The organism is Pseudoduganella lutea, from assembly GCF_004209755.1.
In the GTDB taxonomy this organism is placed as follows: Bacteria; Pseudomonadota; Gammaproteobacteria; order Burkholderiales; family Burkholderiaceae_D; genus Rugamonas; species Rugamonas lutea.
On sequence record NZ_CP035913.1, the window covers coordinates 6,147,861 to 6,160,013 of the forward strand.

Consider the following 12,153-nt stretch of genomic DNA (forward strand, 5'->3'; position numbering starts at 1 on the left):
GCAAGTAGCCACTGCCACTGCGCTTGAGGCCGCCAGATCGCCTTCGCAAGGTGGCCGAGCCCGACTGCCACTTGCCGCCGCCGGCCACCGGCCACAAGAATCCCCGTATATATCGATGACTAAAGGTTCAGCGCGAGCGGCTAGTTCGCTTTAGAAAATCCGTCGCCCATGGTTTTCCTGCTCGCTGTTTTTCTGCCGGCGGATCGCCGCCCCGTCGATGCCGCCAGCTCAGCACTGCCAACTACTCGGCGCCAACTACCCGGCGCCCACTGCCTGCTGCCAAAAACAGCGAGGCAGTCACGATTACATCCGTAACGCCACCCAGCGCGAGCCCTCCCGGTCACTCTCCAGCACTGCATCGATGAACCGCATGCCCGCCACGCCATCGTCCACGGTCGGCAGGCCGGCTGTTTCAGCTGGCACGGGCAGCCCGGCATTCACCGCGTGGATGCGGGCGGCGGCATCCCGGTACAGCTGCGCGAACGCTTCCAGGTAGCCTTCGGGGTGCCCGGACGGCACGCGCGTCGCATGTTCGGCCGCCGCGCCGCGCACGCGGCCCCGGGTGAGCCGCTCGGCGCTGCCGCCTTGCGGCGTGAGCCACAGTTCGTTCGGGTTTTCCTGGTCGAACGCGAGGCTGGCCTTGGTGCCGAACACGCGCAGCTTCAGCGCGTTCTCGCAGCCCGTGGCCATCTGGCTCGACCACAGCATGCCGCGCGCGCCGTTCGGATACCGCAGCATCATCTGCACATGGTCGTCCAATACCCGGTTCGGCGTGAACGAGTGCAGTTCGGCCAGCAGCTCGTTCGGCTGCATGCCGGAGACGAAGCCGGCGAGGTGGAACGCGTGCGTGCCGATGTCGCTCGTGCAGCCGGTGGGGCCGGCGCGCTCGGGATCGTTGTGCCAGTTCGTGCGCTGGAACGCTTCGCTTTGCGGGCCCGCCTCGGCCATCCAGTCCTGCGCATACTCCACGTGGACCAGTCGCACGTCGCCGATCGCGCCGGACGCCACTAGTTCGCGCGCATGCCGCACCAACGGGTAGCCCGTGTACGTGTGGGTCAGCGCGAACACGCGGTTTTTCTCACGGGCCAGGGCCGCCAGCATTTCGCCCTCGGCGGTGGCGATGCCCAGCGGCTTGTCGCAGATGACGTGGATGCCCGCTTCGAGGAATGCCGTGGCCACCGGCGCATGCAGGTGGTTCGGTGTGACGATCGCCACGGCATCGATGCCATCGATGCGAGCGGCTTCGGCCCGGGCCATCTCGCGGTAGTCGGCGTAGCAGCGCGACGGATCGAAGCGCAGCGCCGTGCCGCTGGCCAGCGCGCGTTCCGGATTACTGGACAGCGCGCCGGCAACGACTTCATAGCAGTCGTCCAGCCGGGCCGCGATGCGGTGCACGGCGCCGATGAAGGCACCGTCGCCGCCGCCGACCATGCCGAGGCGCAGCTTGCGGGGCAGCGCCGTGGTTCCTGCCTGGGTCTTGATGATGCTCATGCCGCGATCCCCATCAGCTCGCGCAGCGCGGCCTGGTCGGTGCCGCTGCCGGCGAAGTCGTCGAAGGCCCGTTCGGCCACGCGGATGATGTGGCGGCGGATGAAGTCCGCGCCTTCGCGGGCACCATCTTCCGGATGCTTCAGGCAGCACTCCCATTCCAGCACGGCCCACCCCGTGTAGTCGTATTGCGCCAGCTTCGAGAAGATGCCCGTGAAATCGATCTGCCCGTCGCCCAGCGAGCGGAACCTGCCGGCGCGCTCCACCCAGCCGCTGTAGCCGCCATACACGCCTTGCCGGCCATCGGGCCGGAATTCCGCATCCTTCACGTGGAAGGCCTTGATGCGCTCATGGTAGATGTCGATGAACGCCAGGTAGTCGAGCTGTTGCAGCAGGAAGTGGCTCGGGTCGTACAGGATGTTGGCGCGCGGATGGTTGCCGGTGGCGGCCAGGAAGCGTTCGAACGTCACGCCGTCGTGCAGGTCTTCGCCGGGGTGCAGCTCGTAGCAGACATCCACGCCGGCGTCATCGAACACGTCGAGGATCGGCTTCCAGCGTTTCGCCAGTTCGCCGAACGCTTCCTCGACGAGGCCGGCCGGGCGCTGCGGCCACGGATACAGGTAGGGCCACGCGAGGGCGCCGGAAAAACTGGCGTGCGTAGTCAGGCCGAGGCGGCGCGAGGCCTTCGCCGCCGCCTTCACCTGGCCCACGGCCCATTCCTGGCGCGCCTGCGCATTGCCGCGCACGTGCGGCGCCGCGAAACCGTCGAACAGCTTGTCGTAGGCCGGATGCACGGCGACGAGCTGGCCTTGCAGGTGCGTGGACAGTTCCGTGATCTTCAGCCCGTGCTCGGCCAGCACGCCGGTGATCTCGTCGCAATAGGTCTGGCTGTCGGCGGCCTTGTCCAGGTCGATCAGGCGCGGGTCGGTCGGCAACTGCACGGCTTCGTAGCCGAGGCCTTTCGCCCAGCCGGCCAGGCCGGCCAGCGTGTCGAACGGCGCTTCGCCGCCCATGAACTGGGCGAGGAAGATCGCCGGTCCCTTGATGGTCTTCATGCTGAGCTTTCTTAGTATGGAGAATTCGGGTAATAGAACTGGCTGGCGTTCGCCCGCGTGATCAGTACCGACGGGATGATCGTCTTGGCCGGCAGCGTCTCGCCCTTCAGGCGCGCGTTGGCCGTCATCTTGATCGCGTCGTAGATGAACTTCGGCGAGTAGGAGACGTTCGCCTGGATCAGCTTGTCGCCGTCGATCACCTTCTTGACGGCGAACTTGGCGCCCGCGCCGCCGAACACTTCCTTGATGTCGGTGCGTTTCGCCTGCTCGATGGCCTTCAGCGCGCCGATGGCCATGTCGTCGTCGGCCGCCCACACGGCATCGATCGCCTTGAAGCGGGTCAGGTAATCCTGCGTGACCTTGAACGCATCGTCGCGGTTCCAGTTGCCGTACTTGGCATCGAGCACCTTGATGCCGGGATGCTTCGCGATCTCGGCGTTAAAGGCGTTCACGCGCTCGTTGTCGATCGTGCTGGGCATGCCGCGCAACACGACGATATTGCCCTTGCCGTTCAGCTTTTTCGCCAGATACTCGGCGGGCAGGCGGCCAAAGGCCGTGTTGTCGCCGGCCACATAGGCGTTCTGCGCGGACGGGCTGCTGAGCCCACGGTCGACGACCGTCACGTACACGCCCTTGTTCTTCACCTGCGCGACCGGCTGCGTCAGCGATGCCGATTCCAGCGGCAGGATCACCAGCGCGTTCATCTTGTTCACCACCAGCAGGTCCTGCACCTGGTTCGCCTGTTCCGGCGTGCTGCCGGCCGTCTTGACGATGACCTTCAGGCCGGGATGCGCCGCTTCCAGCTCCTTCTTGGCCTGGTTGGCCCACCAGACGATGCCGCCGGTGAAGCCGTGGGTGGCGGTCGGGATGGCCACGCCCAGCGTAACCGGTTGTGCTGCAGCCGGTGGTGCCGCAAGCGCGTGGCCGGCACCGGCCAGCAGGCAGGCGACAGTGATTTTGTTCAGTAGATGCATGACGATTCCTTTAAAGACTAGCGGCGGCCACGCTGCAGGTAGGCCACGGTGATGATGACGACACCCTGCACGGCGGCGTTCAGGTACACGCTGATGATGCTGGTGAGGTTCAGGATATTGCCGATCACGGACAGCAGGATCGCGCCGATCACGGTGCCCATGATGCGACCGGAGCCGCCCTTGAGCGACGTGCCGCCCACGACGACGGCGGCGATGGCTTCGAGCTCCCACAGGATGCCGGTCGTCGGCGTCGCCGAACCCAGGCGCGGCACGTACAGGATGGTTGCAATGGCCACGCACACGCCCAGCAGCAGGTATGTCAGGGTTTTCACGCGGTCCACGCGGATCGATGCATAGCGCGCCACCTGTTCGTTCGAGCCGATGGCCTGCACGTGCTGGCCGAACGGCGTGCGGTTCAGGATCACGACGCCGGCGACGGCGACCAGCGCGAAGATCCATACGGGGATCGGTATGCCCAGCAGGCTCTGGTAGTACACGGGGCCATACGTTTCCGACAGGTTGTAGTCCAGCGTGATCGCGCCACCGTCGGAAAGCCACGTGAGCACGGCCCGGAAGATGCCCAGCGTGCCGAGCGTGACGATGAACGGTTCGATCCTGCCGTGCGTGACGAGGAAGCCGTGCGCGCCGCCGGCCACGGCGCCGAACGCGAGGGCCAGCGCAATGCCGAGCACCACGGTCGCCAGCGGGGAGGGCGGGCTGGTGCCCAGCGCCAGGGCGTTCATCGCCACGATCATCACGCCGGCGATCAGCGCCGCCATCGAACCGACGGACAGGTCGATGCCGCCGGAGGCAATCACGAACGTCATGCCGACGGCGATGATGCCGATGAAGGCGGTGCGCGTGAGCACGTTCATCAGGTTGTCGACGGTGGCGAAATCGGGATTGAGCAACGCCCCGGCGATGCACAGCAGGATCAGGGCAATGACGGGGCCCGCGCCCTTGAGTCGACCGGATGCGCGGGAAAACAGGCTGGCAAGGGCGGGCTGGCCGGGGCTGCGCTCAGTGGTGGGTGTTGGTTGCATGGGAGATCAGGTTTTCTTCGGTGAGTTGGTCCGGCCCGAGCACGGCGTTGAGCCGGCCGCCGTGCAGCACGGCCACGCGGTGGCACAGGCCGATCAGTTCGATCAGTTCGGACGAGATGACGACGACGGCGCGGCCCTCGGCGGCCAGGCGGTGGATCAGCGCATAGATGTCGCGCTTGGCGCCCACGTCCACGCCGCGGGTCGGTTCGTCCAGCACCACGACCTTCGGGCCGGGCCGCAGGTATTTCGCCAGCGCGAGCTTTTGCTGGTTGCCGCCGGACAGCGAACGGGCCACGCAGTCCGGGTCGCGCAGCCGGATGCCGAAATCGGCGATCGCCTGGTCCAGCGCGGCGCGGCCCGCCTTCGTGTCGACCCAGGGTTTCGCATCGCGTTCCAGCGTCATCATCGTCAGGTTCTCGCGCAGCCCCAGGTCCATGTGCAATCCCTTGCCCTTGCGGTCTTCGCTCAGGTAGGTGAGGCCATGTTCCATCGCCTCGCGCGGGCTGCGGATTTTCACGCTTTGACCGGCGATTGCAACTGTTCCGGCGCTGCGGGGCCGCAGGCCGACGATGCTTTCGAACGCCTCGGTGCGGCCGGCGCCGACCAGCCCCGCGAAGCCGAGGATCTCGCCGGCGCGCACGTCGAAGCCCAGGTTCTCGACCCAGCCCGGCACGGTGAGACCCGATACACCCAGCAGCACCGGGGCGCTCGCGGGTGGCGGCGCCTTCGGCAGGAACATGTCGGAGACGTCCCGGCCCACCATCAGGTTGGCCATCTGCTGGCGCGTCACGTCCGCCGTATGGGCGCGCGTGACGAATTTACCGTCGCGCATCACGACCACTTCATCGGTGTGCTTTTCCATCTCGTCGAGCTTGTGCGAGATGTAGACGATCGTCACGCCCTCGCTCTTCAGCCGCGCCATCAGCGTGAACAGCTTGGCCGTTTCGCCGGGCGACAGCGTGGCGGTGGGCTCGTCCATGATCAGCAGGCGCGCCTTGCGCGACAGGGCCTTGGCGATTTCGACAAGCTGTTTTTCGGCGACGATCAGTTCCGAGACGCGGGTGTTCGCATCGACATCCAGGCCCACCTGTTCCAGGTACTGCGCCGCATCGCGCGCCATCGCGCGGTGGTCGAGCAGCCAGCCGCGCGTTTTCTCGTGGCCCAGGAAGATGTTCTGCGCGATGGACAAGTGCTCGGCCAGGTTGAATTCCTGGTGGATCAGCGCGATGCCGAGCGCCTCGGCATCGCGCGCGCTGGCGAAGTGGCGCTCGATGCCGTCGACGAGGAGCTGGCCGCCGGTGGGGCGCTCGTAACCGGCCAGGATCTTCATCAGCGTCGACTTGCCCGCGCCGTTCTCGCCCAGCAGGCCCACGACGCGGCCCGCCTCGAGCGCGAAGTCGACGCCGTGCAGCACGCGCACGGGGCCGAATTCCTTGACGACGTGGCTGAAACGTACGGAAAGGCTCATGTTATTGCTTCGGCAGTTTCGCCAGCACGGCCTGCAGGCCCTTCAGCGACGCGGCCACGGTTTCCAGCTGGCCCATGCCGTTCGGGTACTCTTCCTGCTCGATGATGATCCAGTCGGTGCCGCCGACCTGGCGCACGGCGCGCGCCAGGCCCGCCCAGTCGGTCTTGTCCTGCCCGATGATCGGCGTGCCGGCCGCGCCGTCGGCCAGTTTCGCCTTGAAGTGCGTGGTGGTGGTGCGGCCCGGATACTTCTGCACGTATTCGACCGGATCCTTGCCCGCATAGGTGGTCCAGCCCACGTCCTGCTGCATGATCGACGACTTCGGCGTGTTCTTCGCGATTACATCCCACGGCGTGCTGCCCACGGCACCGGCGAATTCCTCGGCGTGGTTGTGGTAGCCGATGCGCATGCCCTTGCCGGCCAGCTTGCCGGACAAGGCAGTGAGCTGCTTGCTCATCTCCGTGCTGCCTTCGGTGGTCTTGCCCCGTTCATCCATCGAGATCACGAGGTTCGAGCAGCCCAGCGTCTTGTAGAACGCGGTGGTGGCCTCGAACTTCGCGTCGGCCAGCGCGTCGAAATGCATGTGCGCGCCGGCGCATTGCAGTTTGTTCTTGTCCAGGAAGGCTTTCAGGCCCGCCGGGTTGCTCTTGTAGGGGCCGAACTCGCCGGCGAATTCCACGCCCTGGAAGCCCAGCTTGCCGATCTTCGCCAGCGTGCCTTCGAAATCCTGCTTGATTTCGTCCTTGACGGACCACAGCTGCACGCCGAGGCGCGGCTGTGTCGCCTGGGCGAACGCGAGGTTACCCCATGCTGCGGTGGCCAGCGCCAGCAGCGCCGTGAGTTTGATCTTTTTCATGTTGTCTCCGTGATGTGGGGGCGGGTAATCAGATGCGGCCGGCTTTCAGCTCGTCCACCGCGTAGGCGCAGGCACGGGCCGTCATCGCCATGAAGGTGAGCGACGGGTTTTGCCATGCGCACGAAGCCATGGCCGCGCCATCCGTCACGAACAGGTTCGGCACGTCGTGCGCCTGGTTGAAGCCGTTCAGCACCGAGGTCTTCGGGTCGCGGCCCATGCGCGCCGTGCCCATCTCGTGGATCGACAGGCCGGGCGGCCAGTCTTCCAGCGACTTGATGTGCTTGCTGATGTCCTTCAGGCCCAGGTCCTCCAGGATATTGGCCGCCGTATCGGCGATGTCTTCCTGCATCCTGCGGTCGTTGTCGGAATAGCTGCAATCGATGTGCAGCAGCGGCATGCCCCATTTGTCCTTCTTCGTCGAGTGCAGGCTCACCATGTTCTCGTAGCGGGGCAGCATTTCGCCCTGGCCGCCCAGGCCGAAATGCCAGGCGCCGGGCTTCCTGAGCATGGCCTTGAAGTCCTTGCCGAAGCCGGGCTTGCCCGCCGCGGCCGTCCACCCCGCGCGGCCCGCGCCGCCGGACAGCGCATAGCCGCGCAGGAATTTCTCGTGTTTTTCCAGCACGTTGCGAAAGCGCGGGATGTAGGGGCCGGTGGGGCGGCGGCCCTGGTAGTAATCGTTCTCGAAGCCTTCGATCCGGCCACTGGCGCCGGCACCGAACAGGTGGTCCATCAGGTAGTGGCCCAGCACGCCGGAGGAATTGGCGAGCCCGTTCGGGAACGCTTCGGACGTGGAGTTCAGCAGGATCGCCGTGGAGCCCAAGGTCGAGGCGCACAGCACCACCACCTTGGCGTGGAACTCGCGCATTTCCATCGTGTTGGCATCGATGATGCGCACCCCGGTCGCACGGTTCGTCCTGGCGTCGTAGATCACGCTGTGCACGATGCTGTCGGTGGCGATGCGCAGCCGGCCGGTGGCGACCGCCGGCGGCAGCGTGGAGCTCTGCGTGGAAAAATACGCGCCGAACGAACAGCCGCGGTGGCACTGGCTGCGCGCCTGGCACTGGCCGCGGCCTTGCGCCAGCTGCGTTTCGCCCGGCGTGCGCAGGTTGGCGGTGCGGCCCATGATCATGCGCGCTGGCGCATACTTCGCGTCGAACTGTTTTTTCAGCGCCAGTTCCACCGTGTTGAAGTCGAACGCGGGCAGGAATTCGCTGTCCGGCAGCACGGCCATGTTTTCCCGGCTGCCGCTGATGCCCACGTGGCGTTCCACGTGGCTGTACCACGATTCCATGTCGGCATAGCGGATCGGCCAGTCCACGCCGTGGCCATCCTTCAGGTTCGCCTCGAAATCCAGGTCGCTCCAGCGGTAGGACTGGCGCGCCCACATCAGCGACTTGCCGCCCAGCTGGTTGCCGCGGATCCAGCTGAAGGGCCGGCCCTCGGGCGTGGAATACGGCATGTCGCGGTCATTGTTGAAGAACTGCTGCGTGTGCTCGTCGAACGCGTAGCACATCTTCTGGTTGAAGAACTGTTCCTCGGCCACTTTCGCGTCGACCTTGCCGCGGTTCGGCATCACCCACGGGTCCTTGTTTTCGCCGATATAGTCGACGCCATGTTCGACGGGGCGGCCGCGTTCGACCATCAGCGTCTTCAGGCCGCGTTCCGTGAGTTCCTTGGCGGCCCAGCCGCCCGTGATGCCCGAGCCGACGACGATCGCGTCGAACGTTTCCGGGCTGTTCTTGATGTAAAACGACGAGACAGGTTCCATGTTCAGAGTGCCCAGGTGCGCGTGGATCGGTTGATCTTGACATTGCCGGTATAGCCGCCGGGGAAGGGCAGGTACGTCAGTTCCTTCGATGCGCCCGCCTCGGACGTGTAGTAGGCGAATGCCACGTAGCCTTTCAGCCGGCGGAAGAACCCCATGTCCTCGGCGTTGAACGGCGCCGTACCGGTATCGATGGCATGCAGCAGCGCCACCTGGCGCGCCTGGGACAGGGCGCCGAAGCGCTTGCCGCCCTTCGCCTGGGCCAGGGACTCGATGCGCGCCAGTCCGGCGCGAAACGCGATCTGGTCGCGATCGGGCACGCAGGCCTTCAGCAGGTGGTCGATCGTGCGGTGCGCGCCCACGGCCAGTGCACCCGGGGTGTCCGTCTGCGGAATGATCAGTTCGGCCAGCACGGCCGTCAGCGCGAGTTCGTCGCGCGTGAGCAGTTCCGGTGCGGCGTTCTTGCCGGGGGCCGCCACGGCGGCGAGAATGTCGCCGGATAGCGCTATCCCGCACAACGCACCGATGCGCAGCAGGGCGGAGCGGCGCGCATTGTCGTGCCGGATTCCAGGTCGTGCTTCGTGTCGTGCTTCAGGTCCTGCTTCGGCGGGCTCTTGCGGCCCTTGTTCACCTTGATGGAACATGCGTCTCCTCCAATAAGACAACGATTTCAAGCTCTGCTCGGACGGCATCGCGCAACTGGCATTGCCATTGCGGCTGCGGTGGCGTCAGGGCGGGGTGATGCGGGACCGGCGCGCGCCGGGGGCGCGTCCGACCAGGGACAACTGATATTGCTTCGGCGTGATGCCGACCACGGTGCGGAATTGCTTGGTGAAGTAGCTCTGGCCGCCGAAGCCCGTTTCGGCCGCCACGCGGGCGATATTGTTCACCTGGGGCAGCAGGCGGCATGCCTCGTGCACTTTCAGGTGCAGGATGTATTGCTTCGGTGTCAGGGAAAAGTGCTGCTTGAACTTGCGCTCGAACGTGGACAGCGACATGCACGACAGCCGGGCCAGGTGCTCGATGCTGACGTTTTCCATCAGGTGTGCCTGCAGGTATTCGATGCAGGCGCGGAATTCGTGGAAGGGTGCGATGACGTCCTGCGAGCGCTTGGCATCGCGTGAAAAACCCTCGATGCCGACGATGTCGCCATGCCGGTCGCGCAGTGGCGCCTTCGTCGTGAACAGCCAGGTCAGTTCGCCGCTCTCGCTGCCGAGCACTTCGAGCTTGTTTTTCACGGTGACGCCCCGTTCCATCACCGACAGGTCGTCGGCGCGGATGCGGTCGGCGATGTCGCGGCGGAAGAAATCGTGGTCGGTCTTGCCGAGGATGTCGTTGACGTCGGCCGGATGCGCATTCCCCTTCGCGCGCTGCTCCTGAAGCAGGCGGTTACCCCACACGAACTGGCCCGCCTTGTTCTTGGCGAAGTAGTACATGTCCGACAGCGTGTCGAACAACGCACTGGGTTTGGAGATCCCGTGGGCGGCGAAAAAATTGGCACATTCCGCCCGTGTGCCGGTGCCGGCGCGGGCATCGGGGCCTGCCTGCGGGCGTTCCTCGGGCGTGCCCTGCGATACCACCACACCCCTGCCAATGACGATCGTGCTCATCGCGGCTGTCTCCGTTTTCATTATGTCCGGATAGTAGCATTCCGGTAATTTTCGGCGTGTCAGAAAATCGGAAAAATTTATAACGAATTCGGCGCGGGTCCCCGTGGGGCCGGGTGGCTTCGACGCCGATGAACAGCGGTGCTACGAGGTTGCGGCGGCGCCCGCGAACCGGGGGGCGAGGGTGGCCCCGCTCGTCGCCAGCGCCGCCACGGCTTCGAAAGGCTGCGGCTGGCCATACAGCCAGCCCTGCGCATACTCGACCTTCCAGGTGCGCAGGTAATCGGCCTGTGCGGGCGTTTCGACGCCTTCGGCAACCATCACCAGCCGCATCGCCGAAGCCATCGCGATGATATGGCTGACCACCTGGTTGGTGGGAGCCGTGGTGCCGATCGCTTCGATGAACGAGCGGTCGATCTTCAGCGCGTCGACGTGCAACGATTCCAGATAGGACAGGCCGGCGTAGCCGGTGCCGAAATCGTCGATCGCCACCTTGATGCCGCGTGCGCGCAGCGCGCCGATGACGGTTCGCGCGGCCTCGATGTCGAGGATGCCCCGCTCGGTGATTTCCACGACCAGGTTGGCGGCCACGATGCCACCGCGCGCCAGCATGGCGTCGAACAGTTCGACGATCGGATCGGACTCCAGGTCTGTCGTGGAAACATTGACCGCCACGTGGAATGCCGGGTGCGCGGCCAGGAAATGCCGCGTATCGTGCTCGACCAGCTCGAGCACGCGCGCGGTGAGCGCCGTGATCGTGCCGGTTTGCTCGGCGAGCGGAATGAAGACGTCGGGGCCGATCAGCTCCCCGGTCGACCGCCGCCAGCGCAGCAGCGCCTCGGCACCGACGCACTGGCCCGACTGCAATGCGACGACCGGCTGGTACAGCATGAAGAACTCGTTGTCGCGCAACCCCTTGCGCAATGCGGTGGCGAGCGATGTCTGCTTGCGTGCCAGCAACAGCAGGGCCGCGGCCATCGCGATGCCCGCCACCACACCGGCCGGCACCAGCCGCAGTGCGACGACATGGCGGTGGGCCGGCAGGTCCGCCAGCGGCAGCGCCGCCACGCCGGCCGATGGAAACAGCGGGGACCGGGTCACGGCGACCAGGTAGCGGCCATCCGTGAAGGTGACTTCACGCCGGTTTCCGAGGCGCTTGAGCCACGCCCGGTCGACAAAGCCGGTCGACATCGACAACGGTTCGTCGGGCCGGCGTTCCAGGTGCAGCGCCGCCAGCGACATGCCGGGAATGGCGCTGCTGGCATCGAGCGGCAGGTCGGTGTGGAGCAGGGCCACATAGCCGTCGCGCTCGATCGCCATCATGCGTGTCGTGGTATCGCCTTCGACGGGAACGTGGGAATAGACCTTCAGGCCATCGGAGGCACGGAGGATGTGATTTCCCAGCGGCATCGGCGTATTCCCCTGCGATGAGCAGCGGATCACGCCGTCGCGCACGTGGCCGATGGTCTGGATATAGGTCGAAGTCAGGTCGATGCGCCGCATCAGTGCGAGCTGGCCGGAGGCACACGGGGCGTCGCGGGACTGCGCCAGCTGGCGGATGCCGCCCAGCGATTGCCGCACCATCTCGTCGGCCCGGTGTCCCACCTGGCGCGCATACCGCAGAGCCAGGTCGGCCTGCGTGGCGTAGGCATGGCGATCGGCTTCGCGCCACGCCAGCCACGGGGGCGCCAGCAGCGCGCCCAGCGCGGCCAGAATCGTGCAGGCAAGCAGGAAACGGTTCCGCAGCACGTTCTTCATCAGGGTTCGCCCCTCCCGCGCGCCCTGCCTGCACCCGCTGGTGCGGCACCGGCGCATCGTCGATATCCGGGCGCCAGTATAGTGGGAAGTGCCGGCCGGGGCCGCGCGGTTATGCCCGCCGGCGCTCCGCGTTCATGCG

General features: G+C 66.1%; 10 protein-coding genes. All 10 read right to left on the reverse strand.

Translation table 11 applies throughout. The annotated features are described in order from the left end of the window. Positions 1–303: 303 nt before the first annotated feature. The 10 genes from EWM63_RS25975 to EWM63_RS26020 all read right to left on the reverse strand — a co-directional run bounded on the left by EWM63_RS25975 (position 304) and on the right by EWM63_RS26020 (position 12,014). Entirely contained in the window at positions 304–1,491 is a 1,188-nt protein-coding gene (locus tag EWM63_RS25975; RefSeq protein ID WP_130189115.1) for a Gfo/Idh/MocA family protein, read from the reverse strand. After that, entirely contained in the window at positions 1,488–2,543 is a 1,056-nt protein-coding gene (locus EWM63_RS25980; protein ID WP_130189116.1) for a sugar phosphate isomerase/epimerase family protein, read from the reverse strand. Before EWM63_RS25980 ends, EWM63_RS25975 begins: the two co-directional genes overlap by 4 nt. Positions 2,544–2,554: 11 nt before the next feature. Continuing rightward, positions 2,555–3,517 (reverse strand): substrate-binding domain-containing protein, encoded by a 963-nt coding sequence (locus EWM63_RS25985; RefSeq protein ID WP_130189117.1) that lies wholly within the window; start codon positions 3,515–3,517, stop codon positions 2,555–2,557. Between the two features lie 17 nt (positions 3,518–3,534). Further along, positions 3,535–4,560, reverse strand: coding sequence for an ABC transporter permease (locus EWM63_RS25990; protein ID WP_130189118.1), 1,026 nt, complete (start codon positions 4,558–4,560; stop codon positions 3,535–3,537). Further along, positions 4,538–6,028: a sugar ABC transporter ATP-binding protein gene (locus EWM63_RS25995; RefSeq protein WP_130189119.1), complete on the reverse strand. Its 1,491-nt coding sequence runs from the start codon at positions 6,026–6,028 to the stop codon at positions 4,538–4,540. Before EWM63_RS25995 ends, EWM63_RS25990 begins: the two co-directional genes overlap by 23 nt. 1 nt (position 6,029) lies before the next feature. Then, complete coding sequence (locus EWM63_RS26000) at positions 6,030–6,884, reverse strand: sugar phosphate isomerase/epimerase family protein (protein ID WP_130189120.1); 855 nt, start codon at positions 6,882–6,884, stop codon at positions 6,030–6,032. A gap of 28 nt (positions 6,885–6,912) precedes the next feature. Further along, positions 6,913–8,652, reverse strand: coding sequence for a GMC oxidoreductase (locus EWM63_RS26005; protein ID WP_130189121.1), 1,740 nt, complete (start codon positions 8,650–8,652; stop codon positions 6,913–6,915). Positions 8,653–8,654: 2 nt separating this feature from the next. Then, positions 8,655–9,293, reverse strand: a complete 639-nt coding sequence (locus EWM63_RS26010; RefSeq protein WP_165390932.1) for a gluconate 2-dehydrogenase subunit 3 family protein — start codon at positions 9,291–9,293, stop codon at positions 8,655–8,657. An 84-nt stretch (positions 9,294–9,377) separates the two neighbouring features. Beyond that, positions 9,378–10,259: an AraC family transcriptional regulator gene (locus EWM63_RS26015; RefSeq protein WP_165390933.1), complete on the reverse strand. Its 882-nt coding sequence runs from the start codon at positions 10,257–10,259 to the stop codon at positions 9,378–9,380. 141 nt (positions 10,260–10,400) lie between these two features. Then, entirely contained in the window at positions 10,401–12,014 is a 1,614-nt protein-coding gene (locus EWM63_RS26020; RefSeq protein ID WP_165390934.1) for an EAL domain-containing protein, read from the reverse strand. Positions 12,015–12,153: the final 139 nt, after the last annotated feature.